Source organism: Bifidobacterium aerophilum (assembly GCF_010667685.1).
GTDB classification, from domain to species: Bacteria; Actinomycetota; Actinomycetes; order Actinomycetales; family Bifidobacteriaceae; genus Bifidobacterium; species Bifidobacterium aerophilum.
This window is the reverse complement of record NZ_WHZW01000001.1, coordinates 102,246-126,849: the sequence shown is the minus strand read 5'-3', so window position 1 is coordinate 126,849 and position 24,604 is coordinate 102,246. Positions and strand designations below refer to the sequence as shown.

General features: G+C 65.5%; 20 protein-coding genes. 17 read left to right on the top strand and 3 right to left on the bottom strand.

Annotated features, from left to right (window positions below; all coding sequences use genetic code 11):
- Positions 1 to 95: 95 nt before the first annotated feature.
- Entirely contained in the window at positions 96 to 1,130 is a 1,035-nt protein-coding gene (locus GFD25_RS00460; RefSeq protein WP_163228848.1) for a LacI family DNA-binding transcriptional regulator, read from the bottom strand.
- Between the two features lie 346 nt (positions 1,131 to 1,476).
- Between GFD25_RS00460 and GFD25_RS00455 the strand changes: the two genes are divergently transcribed.
- From GFD25_RS00455 to GFD25_RS00440, 4 genes are all read left to right on the top strand, one after another.
- Complete coding sequence (locus GFD25_RS00455; RefSeq protein WP_163228846.1) at positions 1,477 to 2,814, top strand: ABC transporter substrate-binding protein; 1,338 nt, start codon at positions 1,477 to 1,479, stop codon at positions 2,812 to 2,814.
- A gap of 153 nt (positions 2,815 to 2,967) precedes the next feature.
- Positions 2,968 to 3,912: a carbohydrate ABC transporter permease gene (locus GFD25_RS00450; protein ID WP_163228844.1), complete on the top strand. Its 945-nt coding sequence runs from the start codon at positions 2,968 to 2,970 to the stop codon at positions 3,910 to 3,912.
- Position 3,913: 1 nt separating this feature from the next.
- Positions 3,914 to 4,858, top strand: coding sequence for a carbohydrate ABC transporter permease (locus GFD25_RS00445; RefSeq protein WP_163228842.1), 945 nt, complete (start codon positions 3,914 to 3,916; stop codon positions 4,856 to 4,858).
- Positions 4,859 to 4,958: 100 nt separating this feature from the next.
- Entirely contained in the window at positions 4,959 to 6,485 is a 1,527-nt protein-coding gene (locus tag GFD25_RS00440) for a glycosyl hydrolase family 28 protein (RefSeq protein WP_163228840.1), read from the top strand.
- Positions 6,486 to 6,529: 44 nt separating this feature from the next.
- On the opposite strand, the gene GFD25_RS00435 is transcribed toward GFD25_RS00440, so the two are convergent.
- Positions 6,530 to 8,200, bottom strand: coding sequence for a GH39 family glycosyl hydrolase (locus GFD25_RS00435; protein ID WP_163228838.1), 1,671 nt, complete (start codon positions 8,198 to 8,200; stop codon positions 6,530 to 6,532).
- 407 nt (positions 8,201 to 8,607) lie between these two features.
- Between GFD25_RS00435 and GFD25_RS00430 the strand changes: the two genes are divergently transcribed.
- The 4 genes from GFD25_RS00430 to GFD25_RS00415 all read left to right on the top strand — a co-directional run bounded on the left by GFD25_RS00430 (position 8,608) and on the right by GFD25_RS00415 (position 12,924).
- Positions 8,608 to 9,759: a Gfo/Idh/MocA family protein gene (locus tag GFD25_RS00430; RefSeq protein ID WP_163228836.1), complete on the top strand. Its 1,152-nt coding sequence runs from the start codon at positions 8,608 to 8,610 to the stop codon at positions 9,757 to 9,759.
- A 57-nt stretch (positions 9,760 to 9,816) separates the two neighbouring features.
- Entirely contained in the window at positions 9,817 to 11,037 is a 1,221-nt protein-coding gene (locus GFD25_RS00425) for a DUF993 family protein (protein WP_163228834.1), read from the top strand.
- 22 nt (positions 11,038 to 11,059) lie between these two features.
- The gene (locus GFD25_RS00420; protein ID WP_163228832.1) at positions 11,060 to 11,905 is read left to right on the top strand and encodes a sugar phosphate isomerase/epimerase family protein; all 846 of its coding nucleotides are present in this window, start codon (positions 11,060 to 11,062) and stop codon (positions 11,903 to 11,905) included.
- A 191-nt stretch (positions 11,906 to 12,096) separates the two neighbouring features.
- Entirely contained in the window at positions 12,097 to 12,924 is an 828-nt protein-coding gene (locus tag GFD25_RS00415) for a TSUP family transporter (protein ID WP_163228830.1), read from the top strand.
- A 95-nt stretch (positions 12,925 to 13,019) separates the two neighbouring features.
- On the opposite strand, the gene GFD25_RS00410 is transcribed toward GFD25_RS00415, so the two are convergent.
- Positions 13,020 to 14,408 (bottom strand): FAD-dependent oxidoreductase, encoded by a 1,389-nt coding sequence (locus GFD25_RS00410; protein ID WP_163228828.1) that lies wholly within the window; start codon positions 14,406 to 14,408, stop codon positions 13,020 to 13,022.
- A 319-nt stretch (positions 14,409 to 14,727) separates the two neighbouring features.
- On the opposite strand from GFD25_RS00410, the gene GFD25_RS00405 reads away from it, so the two are divergent.
- The 9 genes from GFD25_RS00405 to GFD25_RS00365 all read left to right on the top strand — a co-directional run bounded on the left by GFD25_RS00405 (position 14,728) and on the right by GFD25_RS00365 (position 24,599).
- Positions 14,728 to 15,540, top strand: a complete 813-nt coding sequence (locus GFD25_RS00405) for a DUF1684 domain-containing protein (protein WP_163228826.1) — start codon at positions 14,728 to 14,730, stop codon at positions 15,538 to 15,540.
- A gap of 71 nt (positions 15,541 to 15,611) precedes the next feature.
- A complete protein-coding gene (locus GFD25_RS00400; protein ID WP_163228824.1) occupies positions 15,612 to 16,451 on the top strand; it encodes a substrate-binding periplasmic protein in 840 nt (279 codons plus the stop codon).
- Positions 16,452 to 16,524: 73 nt separating this feature from the next.
- A complete protein-coding gene (locus tag GFD25_RS00395; RefSeq protein WP_163228822.1) occupies positions 16,525 to 17,250 on the top strand; it encodes an amino acid ABC transporter permease in 726 nt (241 codons plus the stop codon).
- Between the two features lies 1 nt (position 17,251).
- A complete protein-coding gene (locus GFD25_RS00390) occupies positions 17,252 to 18,043 on the top strand; it encodes an amino acid ABC transporter ATP-binding protein (RefSeq protein WP_163228820.1) in 792 nt (263 codons plus the stop codon).
- Positions 18,044 to 18,128: 85 nt separating this feature from the next.
- Positions 18,129 to 18,998 (top strand): SDR family oxidoreductase, encoded by an 870-nt coding sequence (locus tag GFD25_RS00385; protein ID WP_163228818.1) that lies wholly within the window; start codon positions 18,129 to 18,131, stop codon positions 18,996 to 18,998.
- Positions 18,991 to 20,211 (top strand): M20 metallopeptidase family protein, encoded by a 1,221-nt coding sequence (locus tag GFD25_RS00380; RefSeq protein WP_163228816.1) that lies wholly within the window; start codon positions 18,991 to 18,993, stop codon positions 20,209 to 20,211. Before GFD25_RS00385 ends, GFD25_RS00380 begins: the two co-directional genes overlap by 8 nt.
- Before the next feature lie 108 nt (positions 20,212 to 20,319).
- Positions 20,320 to 21,609 carry an O-acetylhomoserine aminocarboxypropyltransferase/cysteine synthase family protein gene (locus GFD25_RS00375; protein WP_163228814.1) on the top strand — a complete coding sequence of 430 codons (1,290 nt, stop codon included), beginning with the start codon at positions 20,320 to 20,322 and terminating at the stop codon, positions 21,607 to 21,609.
- Between the two features lie 187 nt (positions 21,610 to 21,796).
- Positions 21,797 to 23,053, top strand: a complete 1,257-nt coding sequence (locus GFD25_RS00370) for a trans-sulfuration enzyme family protein (protein ID WP_163228812.1) — start codon at positions 21,797 to 21,799, stop codon at positions 23,051 to 23,053.
- A gap of 481 nt (positions 23,054 to 23,534) precedes the next feature.
- Complete coding sequence (locus GFD25_RS00365; protein ID WP_163228810.1) at positions 23,535 to 24,599, top strand: ABC transporter substrate-binding protein; 1,065 nt, start codon at positions 23,535 to 23,537, stop codon at positions 24,597 to 24,599.
- Positions 24,600 to 24,604 lie beyond the last annotated feature (5 nt).

The window sequence follows — 24,604 nt, the reverse complement described above, 5'->3', positions numbered from 1 at the left end:
TCTCTCACCGCCCGATTGTAGTGGTTCCGTGTGTCGAACGCCATGGTCCTTTTGAGAATCGGCTCCGGTCCGAGGTCCGGTCCGGGATTCGCCGGCTACTGCCGGCCCACGGTGGATTCGCCCACGCGCAGGCGGTAGCCGACAGTGACGTGCTGCGGGGTATGGTCGGCGTCTTCGGCGGGCGCGTTGATGCGGTTCATGAGCAGTTCGACGGCGCGCGAGGCGATCTCCTCCATATCCACCTCGATGGTGGTCAGCGAGGGCGAGCCGTATCGCGCGGTGTTGATGCCGTCGAATCCGACCACGGCCACGTCCTCGGGCACGCGCACGCCGCATTCGATGAGCCCGCGCATGAAGCCGAGCGCCACGGTGTCGGTCGCGCAGATCGCACTGTCGAAGATGCGGTGCTGTTCGACCAGTTCGTGCGCCTTGAGCCGGGCGACCTCGATGTCCCATGCCTGCAGCGGCACGATGCGGGATTTGGCCAGGCGGTGGCCGTTGTCGGCGAATCCTTCGTAACAGCCGGTAAGGAGTCGGTCGTTGCCGGACGCGCCGGCCATCGCGTCCTTTTTCGTGCGCGGCTTCGCGCCGATGATCAGCGGGTCGGACTTGCCGGTGGAGAACAGGTGGCCGATCAGCGTGCGCATGCCGTCCTCGCGCGGGTTGAGCACCGTGTCGTAGGAAGTGACCGCGGCGTCGTCCAGGATGACCGCGGGACGGCCCTTGCTGAGCATGGCGATCTCCGACTCCGGCACGCCGGCCGAACACAGGATCATCCCGTCGCTGTACTGGTTCGACATGCTGCGCAGGAACGCGCGTTCCTGCTTGGTGGAGTAGCTGATCTGCTGGATGAGCGCCTGCATGCCGTGCTTGAGCGCCTGCGTGCTGATGACGTACGACAGCGTGGCCGGGTATTCGCGGCTGAGTTCGAACACCGCCACGCCGATGATGCCGCTTTTGCCCTGGCGCAGCGCCTTGGCGGCCAGATTGCCGGTGTAGTGCAGCTCCTCTGCGGCCTTGCGTACGCGGGCGGCCGTCTCCTCGGTGACCTTGGAACTGCCTGACAGTGCATATGAGGCCGCCGCGGGGGAGACCCCGGCGGCAAGCGCGACGTCGCGTAGCGTGACCATGACCGAATACCTCTTGGTGTGATGGCGGACATGCGGACCGAACGGACCGCGAACTGTCTGCCAGTATAGCCCGTGTAGTGAACAATTCACCGGTGAATAGATTCACTTGTGTTGATATATGGATAAATATGCTACCTGCCGGCGTTGAGGCGTCGTGAGTGAGAATGATGCGAAACGCCTCAAATTAAGCCAATTGTAAGCGTTTTCCTTCTCTGGCTTGACAAAGTGATTCCGTGGTGTTGTAATTGAAACCGTTCACTGGTGAAAGGATTAACTGAGGATTCTTGATCCGGTGGTGAAACAGCAACAACGAGGTGTTTCACACCCAAGTGAAGGAAAAGGAACAATGAAGCGTTCACACAACATGGCAATGCGCGTCGGCGCCGGCATCGCGGCCGTCGCCACCCTTATGGGCATGGCCGCCTGCGGCTCCACCAACAACGCGGGCGACACCGCCGCCACGTCCAACGGTCCGACCGAGATCGAGGTCTGGACCTGGAGCACCACCGGCCAGCAGCAGGCCGAGGCCTTCAACAAGTCGCAGAACGAGGTCAAGGTCAAGGTCGTCCTGCAGGCGTCCAACACCGCCCAGCAGCAGAACTTCCGCAACGCCTTCGAGGCCAAGAAGAGCCTGCCCGACCTCGTGCAGGGCTTCGCCCCGCTGACCACCAACGTGGCCAACGGCTGGGCCGAGGACATCACCGACTCCATCCAGCCGATCCTGGGCATCTTCTCCGACGGCGCCAAGAAGAACGCCGAGCTCAACGGCAAGTACTACGGCATCCCGGTCGCCCCGGCAGGCCAGTACAGCATCTCCAACACCGACGTGCTCTCCAAGTACGGCGTCGACGCCCCGAAGACCTGGGACGAGCTGCTCGCCCTCGGCAAGAAGTCCAACGCCGACGGCGTGAAGATCTTCAACCTCGCCGGCGAGGATCCGTCCGTGCTCATGCAGCTCGCCCAGGAGGCGGGCGCCAACTGGTTCTCGATCGACGGCGACAGCTGGAAGGTCAACTTCCTCGACGAGGGCAGCACCAAGGCGGCCGACATCATCCAGCAGATGATCGACGGCAAGATGGTCTCCAACGAGACCTGGACCGACACAGGCTCGCTGTACAAGTTCTTCGACTCCGGCAACCTCGCGTTCATGACCACCCAGTACTGGTCCGTCCCGAACTTCAAGACCAACATGCCGAACACCTCCGGCAAGTGGAAGATCTCCGCCTACCCGGAGATCGACGGCACCGCCAAGGTCCCGGGCATCGTCACCCAGGTCGACTTCGTGCCGAAGGGTACCGACAAGGCCCACCAGGAAGCCGTCATGAAGTGGGAGAAGTACATCAACTCCGACGAGGGCATCGAAGCCGGCCGTGACAAGGCCTCCAACACCGTGCCGCTGCCGACCGGCCTGTCCGGCGACCTGACCAAGTACGTCAAGGCCAACATCCCCGACGGCTTCTACTCCAACCCGGACGACGCGGTCGACATCATCAACACCGCGACCAAGGACGTCATGGGCGGCTTCAACCTCGGCCCGGACTACGACGCCTGGTTCCCGGAGCTGCAGGACCAGTGGGGCAAGGCCGTCAACGGCCAGATCACCGTCAAGGAAGCCCTGAAGAACACGCAGGACTTCGTCGCCAAGGACCTCAAGTCCAAGGGCATCAACTACACGGTCGACTGACCCGGTCCGCGGTCCGGTCTCCTGACCGACACTCCAAGGCCGCAGCGGCAAATCTCCTCCTGCTGCTGCGGCCTTGCCATGCGAGGGGACGGGGCCGCACCCCCCATCCAAACCCAATCCGTTCCGTTTTTCCGGTTGTAAGGAGCAAAGCAGATGTCGAACGCGAAATCCGCGCCGGCCACGCCGCAGTCGCCCAAGCGCGGCGGACACATCTCGTGGCGTACGCTCGAGGCACTCAAGGGAGCCTCGTTCACCTGGCCGTTCCTGGCAGGTTTCATTTTCTTCGTCATCATCCCCGTGGCAATGGCGTTGCAGGTCTCGCTGTATTCCAAGCAGAAGTCCGGCCTGGGCCTGGGCGAGGCCACCACCAAGTTCGTCGGCATGCAGAATTTCGTCGAAGCCGTCAAGGACGTCACGTTCTGGACCGGCCTCGGCCGCGTCGCCCTGTACGCGATCATCGTCGTGCCGCTCACCCAGCTGCTGTCGATGGCCATCGCGCTGCTCATCGACGCATCCAGCAAGCGCATGGCGAGCCGCTTCCGCATCTTCCTGCTCCTGCCGTACATGACCCCGGGCATCGTGGCCACCACGATCTGGATCTACCTGTACAGCCCGTCGGTCGGTCCGCTCACCCCGTTCTTCAAGATGTTCGGCCTCAACGTCAACTTCTTCTCCTCGGGCATGGTCTGGGGCTCCATCGGCCAGATGGCCATCTGGGGCGGTCTCGGCTTCAACATGCTCATCATGTACGGCTCGCTGCAGGCCATCCCCGGCGAGATCATCGAGGCCGCGCGACTCGACGGCGCGTCCGAGCTGCGCATCGCCGTCTCCATCAAGGTCCCGTACATGCTCACCTCCGTCGCGCTGACCACCATGCTCAACATCATCGCCACGGTCCAGCTGTTCGACCAGCCGTTCCTGTTCCGCTCGGTCAGCCCGCAGACCATCACCAAGGACTTCACCCCGGCCATGATGATCTACAACCAGGCGTTCCAGGTTGGCAACCTCAACTACGCGACCGCGCTGTCGATCGTCCTCGCCGTGATCATGGGCATCGCGTCCGCCATCATCTACAAGCTGCAGAATCGGGAGAACTGACATGAGCGCCGCAACGCAACAGTCAACTGGCATCAAGAAGTCGCTGTTTGACCGCGGCGACAAGCGCCGCGCCTCCCAGGAGGTCGGCGAATCCACCGCCAACCAGGCCAAGGGCGCCTCCAAGTGGGGCGTGCTCGCCGTCCTCATCATCCTCACCGTCTACGCGGTCGGCCCGCTGTGGTGGCTCATCGTCTCCGTTACCAAGAACAAGCAGCAGCTGTACACCACGAACGGCCTGTGGTTCGCCGAGAGCTTCAACCTGTTCAAGAACCTGCACGACCTGTTCACCTACCAGGACGGCATCTACGGCCAGTGGCTGTGGAACACCATCTGGATCTCGCTCGTGTGCTCCGCCGGCGTGACGATCATCACCGTGACCGCCGGCTACGGCCTCGCCAAGTACAAGTTCCACACGCGCGGCCTGATCATGGGCATGATCATCATCTCCTTCCTTATCCCGGGAACCCTGCTGACCGTGCCGTCGTTCATCCTGTTCAACAAGGTCGGCCTGTACGACACCTGGTGGGTCATGCTGCTGCCGGGCATGTTCACGCCGATGAACGTCTACCTCGCCAAGGTATACGCGGAAGGCTCCGTGCCGACCGAGCTCATGGAGGCCGCGCGCGTCGACGGTGCCGGCGAGTACCGCATCTTCCTGCAGATCTCCTCGCGCCTGCTGGTCACCCCGGCCGCCACGATCTTCCTGCTGTCCTTCGTCGGCAACTGGAACTCCTTCATGTGGCCGATGATCTTCCTCAAGGACTACCACAAGTGGACCGTCATGCTCGGCCTGCAGTCGTGGATCGCCCGCGGCACCGACTCCCAGTACGATCTGACGATCCTGGTGCTCACCGGCGCGTTCATCTCGATGATCCCGGTCGTGCTGCTCATGATCGCGCTGCAGCGCTACTGGAAGTCCGGCGTCACCGTCGGCAGCCTCAAGTAGGCGTCCGCGGCCGGCCGCCGCAAGCCAACGCACCTATACGATGCGATTCCGGGCTTCCTCCGTCAAGGGGAAGCCCGAACCATATGAAAGGACGTTTCCCATGACAACGAAGCAGGCCGACGATCGCGTTCGCGTGTATCCGGCTCCTTCCGAGGCCGTACTGCGCGACGAGTACGCGGTGCGCGTGCGTCCGCTCGCCGCCGGCGCCGCCGGCGCCGCGGACGGCGCGTTCGACGACGCGGACGACGACGGCTGGATCGCCGTGCCGGTCTACCGCGTGCGCGTCGACATGCACGACCCTTGCGAATCGTCGATGTGCTTCTTCGACTTCGACGGCCGCGTCGAGGTCGAAGTGAGCGTCAACGGTTGGTACGAGATGTACCGCGCCGACATCCGCCCGCTCTCGCTCGGCGTCGAACCGCACGTCGTCGGCCGCAGCCGTCTCGTATTCACGCTCGACCGCCCCGCGAACCTGAGCGTCGAGCTCAACCGCACGCGCGACCACAACCTGCACGTCTTCGCCGGCGCGCTGCCGCATGAGCCGCAAACGGCCGACGTGACCGTGCGTGGCTCGCTCACGGGCCCGAGCACGCTCAGCTGGTACGAGGTCAACGAGTCGATCGCCGCGGCGCTCGCGTCCGGCAAGGAGCGCGCGACGGTGCTCATCGAACCCGGATACCATTACATCGCCGACGGCCTGTGGCACATCCCGTCGCACACCGACGTGGTGTTCGCGCGCGGCGCGGTGGTCGAGGGCTCGCTCGTCATCGAACACGCCGAGGACGTGCACGTGCACGGTCGCGGCGTGCTCTACCTCAACGATTTCAAGCGGTTCGCCGGCACGAACGGCATCCTCGTCGGATTCAGCCGCGACGTGACGGTCGAGGACCTCGTGCTCGTCAACCCGCCGCACTACTCGGTGTTCATGGGATCGTCGAAGGGCGTCACGATCCGCAATCTCAAGTCGTTCAGCTGCGAGGGCTGGTCTGACGGCATCGACATGATGGCCTGCGAAGACGTGGAGATCGACGGCTGCTTCCTGCGCACGTCCGACGACTGCATCGCCGTGTACGGCTCGCGCTGGCAGTACCGTGGCGGCTCGCGCAACGTCCGCGCGCACGACTGCACGCTGTGGGCCGACGTGGCACACCCGATGATGATCGGCACGCACGGCGACCACGAGCACGACGGCGACGTGATCGAGAACGTCGGCTTCGAGAACATGGACGTGCTCGAGCACAACGAATATCAGGCCAACTACTTGGGCGTGATGGCGATCAACGCGGGCGACAAAAACGTCGTGAGGGACGTCGCGTGGCGCGGCATCCGCATCGAACGCATCACCCACGGACGCGTGCTCGACATCGAGACCAAGTGGAACAAGGACTACAACCCGGCCGCCGGCCGTCTCATCGAGAACGTGCGCATCGAGGACGTGGACGTGACGACCGGCGCCGTGATCGCCGGGGACGAGGAGCCGTCGCTGGTCGGCGGCTACGACGACGCCCATCCGGTGCGCGGCGTGCACGTGCGCGGCATGCGCCGCGGCGGCAAGGCCTGCACAAGCCTTGAGGAGGCGAACATCCGGGTGATGCCGGGCGCGTCGGACGTGACGGTCGAGGCGTGAGCCGAATACGCGACGCGTGAGCGACACGGCCGTGTCGGAGACCATCAGAGGCGTTCGACCCGCACCAGCGACACGGCGTGCGCCGGCATGACGAACCACAACGTCGCCGGCCGGCCGGACTCGCTTACGTCGAGCGTCAGCGGTTCTCCGATCGTCTCCAGTCCGTCGGCCTGCTTGATCGTCGCATACTTCCGGTCATCCGGGTACTTCGGGCTGCCCTGCGCAAGCCAGACGGCGTGCGCGTTCGAATGACAGTCGTCGATACGGTACTGGACGACGCGATAGCGGCCTTTGCCAAGCCCGTCGAACCGCAGTTCAACGTCGGTGACGCCATCCTCGTCGATGTCGTCGCAATGCGCGTACACCAGCGTGCGCAGGGAACCGTCGTCCGCGCGCGAGGCGAACCCGTCGATTGCGGTCTGCGCGCCGGCGCCCGTGTAATGCGAGGGCGCGGCCTCATCGAAATCGGGGATCAGCCTGCGGTCACAGGCGGGATCGGGCGCACCGTCGCTGCGCAACGGCAGCCCGTGCGATCCCATGCGCGCGAGCATGGCGAACAGGTTGAACACCGGCTTGGCGATGCCCTGCGTGGCAAACGTGCGCGTGCCGGCGAAGCATTCCTCCTGCGGGAACATGAACGCCCATGCCAGCGGGCGCACGTGGACGCCGAACTCGCGCGAAAGATCGCGGATGCGGCTGTAGGCGGCCGCCACGTAGGACGCGTAGTATTCGGTGTTGCGGTAGCGCATGTTGGGATTGTCGGCGATGCCGCCCGCCGACCAGCCGTCGGGATCGGCCTCGGAGACCACCACGTCGAGATCGTCGAAACCTTCCTCCCTGGCCAGTTCGAGACCGAAACGCACCTGATGGACGAGACTGCCGACGCTGGGCACCGCCTTCGCCGCGGTTACGTCGGCCGGGAACACCGAGCCCTTGGCGTGGAAGGTGATGAAGTCAAGGCAGGCACCGGTCGCTCCCGTGCAGGCGTTGCGGCCCTCACGGCAGTGCCGGAGGAAGGCGCGCATCAGGTCGCGGGCGCCGTTGTGTGCGAAGATCCCCGTGCATGCCGGGCCCGACAGCCGCGCGTCCGGCAACGCCTCATGCAGCGCGTGCTCGGTGAAGTCGTACAGTGTGCAGTAGTCCTCGGCGGTGCCGGACCAGTAGCAGATGTCCGGTTCGTTCCACAGTTCGAAATACCATGACGCGATCTCGCTTGCGCCGTACCGTCCGGCCAGATGGCGCGCCACGGCGAGGATGAAGTCGTGCCACTTGCGGTAGTCGGCCGGCGGGTACGTCCAGCCGACCTCCCGGTAGACGTCCATGCCGGCAAGCGACGGCTGGTTGCGGTAGGCGGGATCGGCCAGGGCCTGGGGCATGAAGCCGAGTTCGACGAATGGCTTGTTGCCCGACGTGAGGATCGCGTCGAGGATGAGGTCGTAATAGGTGAAGTCGTAGATGGGATCACCCTGCGCGTTCTCGCGGTAGACGTTCGTGGAGCCGAACTTCTGGGTGCCGTTGCAGCTGCCCGTGCAGAACATGAAATGCGTGCGCACGTAATACGGCGCGTCGGACAAGGTTCCGAACCTGGCGAGCAGCTGGCGGCCCTCGGGCATGTAGGTGTAGTTGCATTCGTCGTATCCGATGAAGTTCCAGGAGTGGTCCAACGGGCCGAGATCATGTGCGGTATCGACGGTGATATGACAGGTGTTTGCCATGGATGGCGCTCCTTGGTGCGGGCTTCGTAGGCGACGCTGCGGTGTAACGATTAACTCATCGCCAAGTGTAGGCCTGGTGTGCGGCGTTCTCAACTGGGGTGGCCGGCGGGATGGGGCGGGCTGCGCCATGGTTGCGCGGGGCGTCGCCGACGGTCGATATCGGACGGTGTTGTGCAATCGCTTACCTTGTCTTGGCGAATGCTGATATGTCGATTATTTCTGCGTGTCATGGGTTTTGTGATTTGCGTTACATGCTGACGCTGTGTATATTGGACATTAATGGAAAGCGCTTACCAAGAGGTGAATGACAGGTTCCAATCGAAACCTGAGGTCGGACATCGTCTGGCATGCGCGTGACAGGGAACCGTGACTGCAAAGCCGCAATCAGCGAAAGGAAACGAACTGACATGGCAGACAAGACCATCGGCGTGATTCTCAACGGCGCGACCGGGCGCATGGGATACCGGCAGCACTTGTGCCGCTCCATCCTGCCCATCATCGAACAGGGAGGCGTGGAACTCGCGGACGGATCGCGCGTCCAGCTCGACCCCATCCTCGTCGGACGCCACGAGGCCAAGCTCAAGGAGGCCTCCGAGAAACACGGCGGCCTCAAGTACACCACTGACCTCGACTCGGTGCTCGCCGATCCGGCCTACCCGCTGTACGCCGACTTCCTCGTCACCTCCGCCCGTCCGGACGCGATCAAGAAGGCCATCGCCGCCGGCAAGGACATCTACACCGAAAAGCCGATCGCCGAAACCTACAAGGACGCTCGCGAACTCGTCGAACTGGCCGAGAAGGCCGGCGTCAAGACCGGTGTCGTGCACGACAAGCTGTTCCTGCCGGGACTGCTCAAGCTGCGCCGCCTGATCAAGTCCGGCTTCTTCGGACGGATCCTGTCGGTGCACGGCGAATTCGGCTACTGGGTGTTCGAGGGCGACTGGCGCGCCTCGCAGCGTCCGAGCTGGAATTACAAGAAGGAGCTTGGCGGCGGCATCATCTCCGACATGTTCCCGCACTGGAACTACGTGATCGAAGGCCTGTTCGGCCACATCAAGTCCGTCTACGCCGAAGCGAAGACCGAGATCCCCGAGCGCTGGGACGAGCGGGGCAACAAGTACGACGCGACCGCCGAGGACGCCGCCTACGCGATCTTCGAGCTCGACAACGGCATCACCGTGCAGATGAACTCCTCGTGGAACACGCGCGTCTACCGCAACGAACTGCTCGAATTCCAGATCGACGGCACGCGCGGCTCCGCGGTCGTCGGCCTGTTCGGCGCCGAGATCCAGGTGCGCGACGTCACCCCGAAGGCGTTCTGGAACCCGGACGTTCCGGACCCGCACGACTACATGGCCGGCTGGCAGGAGATCAACACCGACGAAACGTTCGAGAACGGCTTCAAGGCGCAGTGGGAGGAATTCATCCGCTCGCTCACCGAAGGCACCGACTACCCGTACGACTTCGCCTCCGGCGCGCGCGGCGTGCGGCTGGCCGAACTCGGCTACGAATCCGCCGCCAAGGGCGCGAAGGTGCTCGTTCCGGAAGGCCGCTACTGATCCGTTGATCGTTCCGGTTCCTTTCCGGGAAAGGAGCCGGTTCAAAGGAGCATGAAGATGACTGCATTCACATTGATCGACAAGAACGGCGAGACTCGCACGGTCGAGGCGAACCCGGCCCCCGCGTTCGCCAAGCCCACGCATCCGCTCACCTCGCGCGTCGCCTACGCTGCGGCCCACGTCGTGCCGCTCGCCTGGGCCGACAACACGCCGGGCCGGCCGGCCGAGGTCGACTGGGACGCGACGATCGGATTCCGACGCATGGTCTGGTCATGGGGACTCGGCGTCGCCGACTGCATGGACACCGCGCAGCGCAACCTCGGCATGGACTGGGAGGCCACCGCCGAACTCATGCGCCGTTCCGGAGCGGCCGCCCGCGAATACGCCGCCAAGGAAGGCTGGGGCAGAAGCGTCGCCGACCTCGTGTCGGTCGGCGTCAACACCGACCAGCTCGAGCAGGGCGGCGACTACACGCTCGCCCGGATCGTCGACGCGTACCTCGAACAGCTTGCCGTCTGCGAGGAGGCCGGCGACGGTCCGGTCATCATGTGCTCGCGCCACCTGTGCCGCGCCGCGCGGTCCGCGGCCGACTACGTCAAGGTGTACGACGAGGTGATCGGCGCCGCGAAGCAGCCGGTCATCCTGCACTGGCTCGGCGAGGTCTTCGACGCGCAGCTGCACGGCTACTTCGGCTCGCCCGACTGGCGCGAGGCGTCCAGGACCGTGCTGACCATCATCGAACACAATCCCGGCAAGGTGCGCGGCGTGAAGATGTCGCTGCTCGACGCCGACTCCGAACGCTACATGCGCGCCATGCTGCCGGAAGGCACGATGATGCTCACCGGCGACGACTTCCACTACGTCGACCTCATCAAGAACGCCGAACAGGACGACCCGCGCGCCGGCGGCCGCGCCGTCATGCACTCCAACGCGCTGCTCGGCGCGTTCTCCGTGCTCGCCCCGCACGCCTCCGCCGCCATCCAGGCATTGGACCGCGGCGACGAGGCCGAATACGAGCGCATCCTCGAACCCACGCAGGCGCTCGCCCAGCAGGTGTTCGTCCACCCGACCGAGTTCTACAAGACCTCCGTCGCGTTCATGAGCTGGCTCAACGGCCACCAGCCCGCCTTCCAGATGGTCGGCGGCCTGCAGTCCGCGCGCAGCCTGCCCAACCTGAGCCGCGTCGTCGAACTCGCCAACGACTGCGGCGCGTTCGAGCAGCCCGAACTCGCGGCCGAACGCTGGAACGTGCTGCTCGCCATCAACGGCATCAAGTAAGCGTCATTAAGGAAGCAATATCATGACCAATCCGATCCTGTCCATGAACCAGGCGACGATCAAGCACGCCGACCTCAAGCAGACCATCGACACGCTCACCAAGGCCGGCTACCGCAGCGTCGGCCTGTGGCGAGAGCCCGTCGAAGCGGTCGGCCTCAAGGAGGCCGTCAAGATGGTCGCCGACTCCGGCCTGCGCGTGTCCACCATGTGCCGCGGCGGCTTCTTCACCATGCCCGAAGGGCCGACCCGCCGCGCCTCCATCGACGACAACCGCAAGCTCATCGAGGAGACCGCCGCGTTCGGCTGCAAGGCGCTCGTGCTCGTCGTCGGAGGTCTGCCGGAAGGATCCAAGGACCTCGCCGGCGCCCGCGGCCGCATCGAGGACGCGCTGTTCGAACTCGAACAGGATGCGCTCGACGCCGGCGTCACGCTCGCCATCGAACCGCTGCACCCGATGTACTGCACCGACCGCGCGTGCGTGTCCACGCTCGGCCAGGCGCTCGACATCGCCTCGTCGTTCGACCCGAAGGCCGTCGGCGTGACCGTCGACACGTTCCATATCTTCTGGGACCCGCAGGTGCTCGACTCGATCGCCCGCGCCGGCCGCGAGGGCCGCATCGCCACGTATCAGGTGTGCGACTACCGCACCCCGTTCGAGAAGGACGTGCTGCTGAGCCGCCACTACATGGGCGAGGGCATGATCGACTTCAAGCCGCTCACCGAAGCCGTGGCCGCCACCGGCTGGCGCGGCGACATCGAATGCGAGATCTTCAACCAGGCCGTGTGGGACACCCCGTTCGACGAGGTCGCCAGGCGCGTCTCCGACGCGTTCGACAAGGAAGTGGCCCCGTACTGGCCGGCCGACTGAGGCGTGAGGATTCCTGCATACGGATGACGAAAGGGACGAGGCCCGAATCGTGGCTTCGTCCCTTTCTCCGTGGTGCGGGCGTGATGCGGGCGAGTCCATGATGTCCACATAGCGCGGCGGACGCGTCGGAAACATGGCCGCCGGCGTATCCTCGCACGAGGTCGTAGAAGTGCCTTGAGGAAGGAACCGCCGTGATCGCGGGATTTTCAATACTGACGCTGTTTCTGATCCTGCTGGCCGGCGTCGGCGCAGGATTCGTCGGCTACGCGGTGGGCGCGTCCTCGCTGGTGTCGTATCCCGCGTTGCTCGCGCTCGGCATTCCGCCGGTACTGGCCAACGCCAGCAATACGGTCGGAGTGGTCGGCACCGGCATCGGCGGCCTGATGGGGGCCCGCAAGGAGCTCAAAGGCCAGGCCCTGCGCTCGGCCGCCTACATCGGCATCGGCGCCGTGGGCGGCGTGATCGGAGCGCTGCTGCTGCTCGGCCTCGACCCGAGCGTGTTCGAATTCCTCGCGCCGCTGCTCATCCTGTTCAGCGCGCTCATGATCGCGTTCAACCCGCGCGGACGCATGCAGGCCAAGCAGGCCGCGCGCGCGGCACAGGCCCAGTTGGACGGCGCCGCCCCGGGCGACTTTGACCAGCTGGTGCAGCCCATGAGCCAGGACCGCTGGTGGGTGTGGCTCGGCGTGGTCGCCGTCGCCGTGTACAGCGGCTACTTCGGCGCGGGCGCCGGCACGGTCGCGCTCGCGGTGCTCGACGCGGCGAACATCGGCCCGTTCCACAAGATCAACGCGTTGAAGACGCTGATCGGCACCGGCGCGAACATCACCGCATCCGTCGTGTTCATCGTGCGCGGCGTGGTCGACTGGCCGGCCGCGATCATGCTGTGCATCGGCTGCTTCATCGGCGGCTATATCGCGCCGCCGATCACGAGGAAGATCCCGGCGAACGTGATGCGCGCCGCCGCGGTGATCGCCGGCATCGTATTGACCATCGACCTCGGCATCAAGACATACTGAATACCGGCCCGCGTTCGCCGGAACGACGATGCCCGCCGCCGGACCCATACCTATGGAACGGTCCGGTGGCGGGCATCGTCATATGCGCCGCGTCGTCAGCTTTCGGCGACGGCCTGGATGGCGACCGCGCCGACGAAGTTGATCGGCTGGCTGAAGTTCGGCTGGAAGAACAGGTCGGCGCCGGCCAGCTGGTCGATCGTGAACCCGGCCTGGATGGCGACGGACACGACGTTCGCGGCCTGCGAGATGTCGTGCTTCGACAGGAACTGCGCGCCGAGGATGCGCCGCGTGGCCGGGCTCCACACGATCGTCGCCGTCACCGGCGTGGTCGTGAGCATGAAATCGGGTCGGTAGTCCTGCGTGATCGTCGTGGATTTGGCCGCGATGCCGCGCTTCTCGGCGCCGCCCAACGTCAGTCCGGTCGCGCTCATCGCCAGATCGTACAGCTGGACCGCGCTCGTCGCCTGCGTGCCCGGGTAACGCTTCGTGGCGGACACGATGTTCTCGCCGATGAGCAGGCCCTGGCGCACCGCGTTCGTGGCGAGCGGGATGTAATCGTCCGCGCCGGTCGGATTGTACCGGACCGTCGCGCTGTCGCCGGCCGCGAACACGTCCTCAAGCACCACGTCGTCCGGCAGACAGGCGCGCATGTAGTCGTCGACCACGATCGCGCCGTTGCCCAGCATGCGCAGCTGGTCGCGGAACAGCGCGGTGTTCGGGCGGAAGCCGGCGCCGAGAATCGCCACGTCGGCCGTGTACTCGCCCTTTTCGGTCACGACGGTCACGCCGGAGCCCTCCCTGCCGTCGGAGCCGGCTGCCGGACGGAACGCGACGACCTTCTGGCCGAGCGCGAGCGTCACGCCGTGGGATTCGAACGCGCGCTCCACCTCGTCCGAGACGCTCCGATCGAAATTGTTCGCCAGCACGCGCGGCAGTGCGTCGACCAGCGTGGTCTTGACGCCGATCTCGCTGAACTGCTCGGCCAGCTCCGCGCCGATGTATCCGGCGCCGATCACCACGGCCGACTTCGCGCTCTTCGCACGCTCCTTGATCGCCAGTGCATGGTTCCAGTTCTTGCACAGCATCACCGTGCCGGCCGCCATCGCCGCGTCCAGGCCGTCGATCGGCGGGATGACCGGCGCGGAGCCGGTGGTGATCACCAGCTTGTCGAACGCGTACTCGGTGATCTCGCCGGTTTCCAGGTCCTTCGCATGCAGGGTCTTGCCGGTCACGTCCACGTCGAGCACGTCGTGACGCATGTGCATCGTCGCGCCCGCCCCGGCCAGCGCCTCGGGCGACGAATAGAACATCCTCTTCGGATCGGACACGTGGTCGCCCACCCACAGCGCGATGCCGCACGACAGGAACGACAGCGAATCGTTGCGTTCGAACACGTGCACGGTCCAATCGGGGTGATGCTGCAGGATCGACGTGGCGGCGAACGTGCCGGCGTGCGTGCAGCCGACGATGGCGACGGTGGTCATGAAAGATGCTCCTTTGCTTCAAGGCGACGTTGTCAACCACCCATTGTGCCATCAATCGGCGCCATCCAAGGGGCCGGCTCAGCTGTCAGCGGTATCGGCCGACGAGGGATCCATGCCGGTCTGTCCGAATGACGGACGTGTCGCGACATTTTTCGCGGCGCGCGCGACCGGGGATTGCGCGGCATGAGAACGCCCTATAAGTAACGCTTATGCAAGCCGGTTTGTGCCGGAAACGTTTACCGTCGTACCGTCTTAGGCGTCACGAACGTAAAGCCGGACGCCCGCCGCGCACACCATGAGACATCGAACGGAGGAACGCATGACCGTCGTCACGACACCCGAACAGTACGCCGCCGAATGGGAACGTTGGCATGCGGCGCGCGTCGCCGAACTGGCGCGCCCGGACGGATGGCTGTCGATCACGTCGATCACCTGGCTGCTGCCCGGCGCGAACAAGACGATCGAAGGCTTCCCCGGCTCCTTCCGTGCCACGAAGGACGGCGTCGCCTACACGCCGGACGCGAGTGAGCCCGCCACGGTCCGCGCCACCGGCGAAACGGTCGACGCGGCCGCCACGTTCGCGCCGCAGGTCGACGGCGCATCCGTCACCCTCGCCGCCGGCGGCAAACTCGCCGAGATCATCAACCGGTCCGGCTCCTACGCCGTGCGCATCCGCGACCCCAAATCGCCCGGCCTGCTCGCCTTCCACGGCGTCGACCACTTCGAACCGAACCCGGCATGGGTCGTCCCCGCCCGCTTCGAACGTTTCGAACAGCCGCGACGTGAACAGGTGAACTCCGTGCTCGGCACCGTCACCCACAACAAGCAGGTCGTCGGACTGCTGCACTTCGCCATCGACGGACAGGACCTGACGCTTGAGGCATACGACGACGGCGCGGAATCGCCCACCGTGATCTTCACCGACGCGACCAGCGGCGACGAAACCTACGGCGCCGGCCGGTTCCTGTACCTCGCCGACCAGCTCGACCGGCCCGATCCCGTCATCGACTTCAACCGCGCGATCAACCCGCCCTGCGCGTTCAGCGAATTCTGCACCTGCGCCGTCGCCTCCCCGCGCAACCGGCTGTCCGTACGTGTCGAAGCCGGCGAGAAGAACCCGCACAACCACTGACATCCGTTCCGGCACGGTCCCGGCCGTCCAATCATCCGCACAGACCTTTTCCAAGACAGGAGCACAACCCCATGAACAAGACCATCCGCACCGCAATCGCGGCCGTCGCCGCGCTCGGCCTGATCGCACTGTCCGCCTGCGGCACCGCCAACGACAAGTCCGGCACCGAGCAGACGGCCTCATCCTCCACCAGCGTCCCGACCATCAAGACCGGCGTCCTGCAGGTCGCCTTCGCCACCGCCGACCCGCCGTCCTCCTACCTCGACGGCAACACGCCGGCCGGCTACAACGTCGACCTCATCAACAAGATCGCCGACGGACTCGGCCTCAAGGTCGAATGGAAGAGCGCCGACTACAGCGTGCACATCCCCAACATCGCCAACGGCACGTGGGACACCTCCACGCAGGGCGCGCTCGTGACCCCCGAACGCAAGAAGCAGGTCGCCTTCTCCGAGCCGATCGACTACGCGCAGGCCGTGCTCATCTCCCTGAACTCCGCCAAGTTCTCCACCTTCGCCGACGCGGCCGGCAAGAAGATCGGCGTGTACACCGACGCGCACCAGAAAGTCGCCGAGGAGCAGATCCCGAACGTCCAGATCGTCAAGTTCCAGGATCAGGCTGGCGCGCTCAACGCGCTGCGCATCGGTCAGGTCGACGGCTACGTCAACGGCCAGAACAGCGGTCTCAAGCAGGCCGCCGACAACAGCGACCTCGTCCTGTCCAAGTCCGTGTCCACCGGCCAGGTGGCCATCCCGCTGCCGAAGGACAACGAGAAGCTCGTCAAGGCGTTCGACGAGCAGCTCGACAAGCTCGCCGCGGACGGCACGCTCAACGAGCTGCACAAGAAGTACTATCCGAGCGTCGACGTGCCCGAGGACCTCAAGAAGGCCTACGACACGTTCTCCGAATGACCGACGGCCTTCGCGGCCCGCGCATCCGTCATAGCAGCCATCGTCCTAGCAGTCACCACAGGCATCACACATCATGAAGAACCCATTCGTCGACTGGGACATCTACCGGCAGGTGTTCCCCACATACATCACGCAGGGCCTGGGCAACACCATCCTGCTGTCGCTGCTCGCGGCGCTCATCGGCACCGTGTTCGGCATCCTGCTCGGCGCGCTCGCCGGCAGTCGGCACATCGTGATCCGCGCGGTCTCGGCCGTCTACACGAACATCATGCGCGCCCTGCCGGCCATGCTCACGATCTACATGATCGGCCAGGGGCTGCCTCTCGCCGGCATCAAGCTGTTCGGCGACAGCACCTATGGCTATGCGGCGTTCGCGATCGGTCTCATGGAGGCCGCCTACCTGGGCGAGATCTTCCGTTCCGGCATGCAGAGCGTCGATCGCACGTACGTCGAATCCGGCATCTCGTTCGGCCTGCCGCAGTGGAAGATCCTCGCGACCATCATCCTGCCGATCGGCATCCGGCGGATCATCCCCGCGCTCGCCAACCAGTACATCCTCATCATCAAGTCCACGTCGCTGGTCTACCTGCTCGGCCTGTCGATCGAACAGCGCGACCTGTTCTCGATGGCCAAGGACGACGTCGGCCTGACCGGCTCGCTCGCGCCGCTCGTCATGGCCGGCGTGGCGTACATGATCCTCATCCTGCCGCTCACCTGGCTGGTGGAATGGCTCAACAAACGGCTCAACCGGCGCTACGGCACGGCCGGCGGCGGGCTCGAGTCCAACACGGAGGCGTGACATGACCCAATCGCAGACCGACACCACGGCCGCATCGCAGGCCGGGAACGACGGCCAGTCCGACCGGACGGCCGTTTCCTTCGACCATGTGAGCAAGCGGTTCGGCGGGCGCACCGTGGTCGACTCCGTGAGCTTCACGGTGGAACAGGGCAGCACCGCGGTGATCATCGGACCATCCGGCTCCGGCAAATCCACCGTGCTGCGCATGATCAACCAGCTGGAAACCCCGACGAGCGGCACTGTGCGCGTGCTCGGCAAGGACCTGGCGGATCCGGCCACCGACATCCGCGCGCTGCGTTCCTCCATCGGCATGGTGTTCCAGCACTACAGCCTTTTCCCGCAGCTCAACGTCGTCGACAACGTCGCGTTCCCGCTGCGCCACGCGCAGGGACTCGACAAAGCGGCGGCGCGCAAGGCGGCGCTCGAAGCGCTCGAACAGGTCGGCATCGCGAAGCTCGCGAACCACTATCCGGACCAGATATCCGGCGGCGAACGCCAGCGCGCCGCCATCGCGAGGGCGCTCACCACGAAGCCGAAGATCATGTTGTTCGACGAGGTGACCTCGGCGCTCGACCCCGAACACGTCAAAAGCGTGCTTGAGCTCATCGCCGGGCTCAAGGACCAGGGCATCACGCTCGTCGTCGTGACCCACGAGATGCGTTTCGCCCGGCAGGCGGCCGACACCGTGCTCTACATGGACGGCGGTCACCTGCTCGAAACCGGCAGCAGCGACGAGATCTTCAACCATCCGCGTTCGGAACGCCTGCAAGCGTTCCTGTCCGCGGTCGAATGACCGGCGGCGGCCCGAACCGTCAGTCGGACCGTCAGCAGAGACAATCAGCCACATAGTCAGCCGAACGGCACGAAAGGACACGAACATGACAGGAAGACTCGAAGGCAAGACCGCGATCGTGACCGGCGCGGCGGGCGTGATCGGATTCGCGACGGCGAAGCGGCTCGCCGAGGAGGGCGCGAACGTCGTGCTCTCCGACATCGAGGCGAAGGCCGACGACCTGACGGCCAAGGCCGGCGAGATCGAGGCGGCGGGCGGCTCGGCGAGCGCGTTCGCGGCCGACATCACCGATTATCCGCAGGTGGAGGCGCTGTTCCGTCACGCCGTCGACACGTACGGCCGGCTTGACGTCGTGCATGCGAACGCCGGCGTGCTGTGCCGCACCTCGTCCAAGGACACCGTCGGCGTGCAGGCCGAGCAGTGGAAGCAGGCGCTTGACGTGAACATCACCGGCACCTGGCATACCCTGCAGGCGGCCGCGGCGTACTTCCGCGAGGCCGGGCACGGCGGCAGCATCGTCATCACCAGTTCGGTCGCCGGCGTGCGCGGCGGGCTGAACAACTCCGCGTACAGCGCCACCAAGCATGCGGTGCTCGGCCTGCAGAAGACCGCCGCCCATGAGCTCGGCCGTCTCGGCGTGCGCGTGAACGCCGTGCTGCCCACCGGCGTGAAGACCCCGATGTTCGTGCGGCCCGCCCGCGTGGTGCAGGCGCGCCCCGACCTGAAGAACCCGACCGTGGAGGATGCCGAGAAGGTGTGGAAGCACACCAACCTGCTCGGCGTGCCGTGGGTCGAGGCCGTCGACGTGGCGAACGCCGTGCTGTTCCTCGCCAGCGACGAGGCTCGCTACATCACCGGCATCCAGCTCATCATCGACGCCGGCCAGACGCAGATCAACCCGTTCTCCGTGATCGAGCGCTGGCTGAGCGACGAAAGCGCGGCCGGCGATGAGTGATCCGGCGGCGAACGCTCCGGTGGCGGGCGGACCGGCGGACGCGCTGCAGCCATGGCTGGAGGAACGGTTCGTCTGGTTCCATCGGCATCCGGAGCTTTCCCACCGGGAGACCGGCACGACCGCGCGTCTTGCCGAACTGTTGGACAACGCCGGCATCGAGATCCTCGACACCGGATTGGACACCGGTCTGGTCGCGATCGTGCGCGGCGGGGCGGTCGACTCGGACGCGGAGCCCCGGCCGACGGTCGCGTTGCGCGCGGACATCGACGCACTGCCGGTCGACGAGGACACGGACCTGCCGTACCGGTCGCTCACCCCCGGCGCCATGCATGCGTGCGGGCACGACTTCCACATGACGACGATCCTCGGCGCCGCGCTGCTGCTGCACGGGATCGCCGACCGTCTGCCCGGAGACGTGAAGATCGTCTTCCAGCCGGCCGAGGAGGTGCCGCAGGGCGGGGCGAGCGAAGTCGTCGACACCGGCGCATTGGGCGACGTGCAGGCGATCTTCGGCGCGCACACGACCTCGCTGCTGCCGGTCGGATCGCTGGCGATCGGCGCGGGGCCGATATGCGCCGCCGTCGACCAGTTCACGATCGACGTGCGGGGCACCCAGACGCACGGCGCGCACCCCGACCGCGGCGTCGACGGCATCCTCATCGCCGCCGCGACCGTGCAGAACCTGCAGTCCGTGGTCAGCCGCAACCTGTCGCCCACGCATGACGGCGTCGTGTCGGTCGGGCGTTTCGTCGCCGACGGCGCGTGGAACGTGATCCCCGAACAGGTGACGATGGAAGGCACCGTACGCAGCTTCCACGCCGAAGACCGGCCGATGATGCGCCGACGCGTCGAACAGGTCGCCGAAGGCACCGCCGCGACGTTCGGCGGCCACGCCAGCGTGACATGGAGCGCCGGGCCGCCGTCGGTCGACAACGACCCCCATTGGACCGAGCTCATGCGCCGCACCGCGCTCGAAGACGGGTTCACGGTCGTCGAACCCATCGCCACGATGGGCGGCGAGGACTTCGCCTGCTACCAGCAGGTCATCCCCGGCGCGTTCATCAACGTGGGCACCGGCGTGATCGAGGCGTCCAACCACAGCCCCCGGTTCCGCGTCGATCCGGCCGCGCTCGCGCCCACCGCCCGGTACATGGCGCACGTCGCGCGAGCGGCGCTCGCCGAACTGGCCGGAGCGAGCGGCGCCGGACACTGAGAGACGAGGCCGGCCGGCGCGTTTTCAAGACGCATGCGCGTCACTCCGGCCGATGACGGCTAATATGTCCGTCGTCACCAACTCAAGCAATCAGGGAGCAAACCAGCCATGACGGACCTGACCACCAAGGCCATCCATGCCGGATACGATCGCGCGGACAACGCGCGCGCGGCGAGCGTGCCGATCTACGCGTCAGCCGCGTTCGACCTGGAGAACGCGGCACGGGGACGGGCGCTGGCGGCCGGCGAACTGGACGGCTTCGAATACTCGCGCGTGGCCAATCCCACCGTCGACGTGCTTGAACGCCGCCTCGCCGCCCTCGAAGGCGGCGTCGGCGCGGTGGCCGTCTCCTCCGGCATGGCGGCCGTCTCCTACGCCCTGATGTGCGCGGGGGAACGCGGCGGCCGCATCATCGCGTCGCGCAACCTGTACGGCGCGTCCGTCGACGCGCTCGACGACTTCCTGCCCGGTTTCGGCATCGACGCCGATGTCGTGGACGACATCAACGACCTCGCGCACGTCGAATCGCTGATCGGACCGGACACGCGCGCGATCTACACCGAGACCGTCGCCAATCCGGGCACCGAAATCGCCGACATCGAAGCGCTCGCCGACCTCGCGCACCGCCACGGCATCGCGCTGATCGTCGACAACACCGTGCCCACGCCGTACCTGCTGCGGCCGATCGAATTCGGCGCCGACATCGTCGTCCACTCGACCACGAAAGGCATCACCGGACACGGCAACGCGATCGGCGGCGCGATCATCGACGCCGGACGCTTCGACTGGGCCAACGGCCGGTTCCCGCAGTTCACGCGGCCGCAGCAGGTCATCGCCGACGCGGACGGCACGCCGCGCAGCTTCGCCGGCGCGTTCGGCCGCGAGGCGTTCATCCGGCGCGTCCGCATCAAGTACCTGCGCACGTTCGGCGCGGTGCAAAGCCCGTTCAACGCGTACCTGACGCTCGTCGGGCTGGAGACGCTGCCCGAACGCGTGTCGCGCCAGGTCGCCACCGCCACGAAGATCGCACGCCACCTGACCCACGTGCCGCACGTGCTCAAGGTCAACTATTCCGGGCTCGGCAACACGCCGCAGTACGAGCTCGCCGCGAAATACCTGCCTAACGGCGTCGGCCAGATCCTCTCGTTCCTCGTCGACGGCGACGTCTCCAACGTGCGCCGCATCCTCGACGGCACGACGCTGTTCTCCTACGTGCCGAACATCGGCGACGCGCGCTCGCTGATCGTCGACCCGGCGAACATCACGCACCGCGAAGTGCCGGACGCCGTGCGCCGCGCGGCCGGCGTGACCGGAAACCTGATCCGCCTGTCGATCGGGCTGGAGGACGCGGACGATCTGATCGCCGACCTCGACCAGGCGATCGCGGCCGCGTACTGACGGGCCGTTTCGCGCATCCGTCCCTCACATCCGCCGCGGCGCCGTGGCAGTTGCCGGATCCGGAGGAAAGCCCCCGTTTGCGGCGGTCATAAGAAACGCGTATAGCCACGCCGCCGGCCGGCCCGCGGCGATCGGCTATGCTCGGAAACCGTCCGACAATCGACGACACATCTCAAGGGGGTGCTCCATGACGAGGTTCAACACGCAGCTGGTCCACGGCCTGCCGGTAGGGGACAACAACACCGGTGCCGTCAACCCGCCGATCTACAACTCATCCACGTACGCTTATGAATCGGTCGACAAGATGCCCCGCTGGGATTACGCCCGCTCCGGCAACCCGACCCGCGACTTCCTCGAACGACAGATCGCGCAGCTCGAACACGGCACGCGCGGCTTCGCGTTCGCGTCCGGCCTCGCCGCGATCCACGCGGTTCTGTCGATCTTCAAGCCGGGCGACCGTGTGGTCGTCGGCAAGAACATCTACGGCGGCACCTACTCGCTGTTCAACGAATACTTCGCCGAACGAGGCATCACGTTCGAGCCGGTCGACACCGCCGACTACGAGGCGCTGGACGACGCGGTGTCCGGCCGCGCGCGCGTCACCTTCGACGGGCGTCCGCTGGAAGCGTGCGCGCCGGCCAAGGCCGTGTATTTCGAAGTGCTCACCAATCCGCTCCTGCAGGTCAACAACGTGGCGCGGATCTCCGAGGTCGCGCATCGCCACGACGCGATCGCGATCGTGGACAACACGTTCGTGACCCCGTACCTGCAGCAGCCGCTCGACCTGGGCGCGGACGTCGTCATCCACTCGGCCACCAAGTACCTGGCCGGCCATTCCGAGGTGAACGCCGGACTCGTCGTGGTCAAGGACGAGACGGTCGGCCGCGGGATCTACTTCGCGCAGAACCGTCTCGGCGGCGTACTGCCCCCGGCCGAATGCAACGACGTGCGCCGCGGCATCCAGACGCTCGCGCTGCGCATGGACCGCCAGCAGGCCAACGCGCAGGCCATCGCCGAATACCTGCTCGTGCACCCGCTCATCAAATCCGTGAACTATCCCGGCGTGCGCGGCGACAGCGCCCGCGTGCTCAAGGAGAACGGCCTCAAGGGCTTCGGCGGCGTGCTCTCGTTCGAGGTCGTGCCCGGTGTTGACCCGGGCATCGTGCTCGACAACCTGAAGATCTTCCGCCTCGCTGTCTCGCTCGGCGCGGTCGAAAGCCTCGCGGAACTGCCGTGTCGCATGACGCATTTCGAACTGCCGAAGGCCGAACGGCTCAAGGTCGGCATCACCGACGAGCTGGTGCGTCTCGCGGTCGGCATCGAAGATGCGGCCGACCTGATCGAGGACCTCGGCCAGGCGCTCGACAAGGCGTATGAGGCGTATCTGCAGACGCACGCCGAACTCGACGTGTTCGCGCAGGTGTCGTCTGGCGTGTTCGCGTAGGGGCGTGTCGGAATCGTCATGGCGGATGCTCACCCCCTCAGTCAGCTGCACTGACAGCTCCTCCTTCAGGGGGAGCAGACCAGCCGTTGACATTCTCTTTTCGTTGGCTTGGATATCGCATGATATCCAAGCTTTTTTATTGCGTCGGCTCATATGGTTGGTTATAAGTTTGGTTGGTGAAAACAGCTTCGGTTATAAACTGGGCTGATACCTCGGTATTGGGATAAGCGAACGCGAAAACGGCGGAATTCCGCGGTTTGTGGACGATCATGCGCTAGAGTGGAAATCACTTCCGCAAGGGGAACGCAACCCGGTATGGGACAGCATGACAGGTTGCGAACAGAAGGGCGGAAACCGAGAGAAAGCAATCAGTTCTCCCGATCTCACATCAATCACTTGCAGTTTCGATGATCGTAGCAGCGACATCACCATCTATCGCGGCCGATCCATCGAAACCAACGGGGAAGAGGGGATACCAATCATGATCACCGAACATCGCAGCGCAATACTGAAGGCGGTCGCCGTCTTCGGCACCCTGCTCGCGCTCATGCCGGTCGCCGGATGCAGCATCATCACCACGGACGGCGGCGGCACAAGCAGCGCGAACACCGACAACAACGCCACCACCAAGCAGGTCAAGGACTTCGGCACCATCGAATTCCCGAAGTCCGGCTCCCTGTGCAGCTCGCCGATCGCCATCGCCGTGGAGATGGGCTATTTCAAGGAGGAAGGCATCACGCCGAAACTGGTCACGGCCGACGCGGAAACCCGCAAGGTCGGCCTTGACACCGGCCGCTTCCCGATCACCAACGGCGACTTCCAGTTCTTCCCGTCCATCGAAAAGGGCGTGAAGACCAGCGTCGTGGGCGCCCTGCACAAAGGCTGCATCAAGATCGCCGTGAAAAAGGGATCCTCGATCAAGACCGCCGCCGACCTCAAGGGCAAGACCATCGGCGTGGACGAGATCGGCGGCACGCCGTACATGGCCGCCAACCTGTGGCTCGGCGACGCCGGCCTGAACGTCGACCAGAAAAACGGCGACGTCAAGTACCTGCCGTTCGACGACGCGAACCTCGAATTCGAGGCCCTGCAGAACGGCCAGATCGACGCGGCCGCCCTGTGGGACCCGCTGCCGACCATCCAGGAGCAGAAGGGCACCGTCGACATCATCTTCGACCTCGGCTCCGACCCGAAGTTCTCCAAGCGTTTCTGCTGCTTCATCTACGGCTCCAACAAGGTCATCAAGGAGAACCCCGAGGAGATGGCCGCGATCCTGCGCGCGCTCAACAAGGCGCGCGACTACATCGCCCAGCACCCGGAGGACGCCGCCAAGATCATCACCGAGAAGAAATACTCGACCATCACCGACCAGGCGCTCGCCGTCAAGCTGTTCAAGGACTACGACTACGCCGTGCAAACGGACGAATCCAGCCTCATCGAAAGCGACGTGGACTACTTCGTCGACGGCCTGAAGAAGATCGGCTTCCTCGAGACCTCCGACACCTCCGGCTTCGCCAAGAAGATCTACCAGAAGATCGATCTGTGACCGAT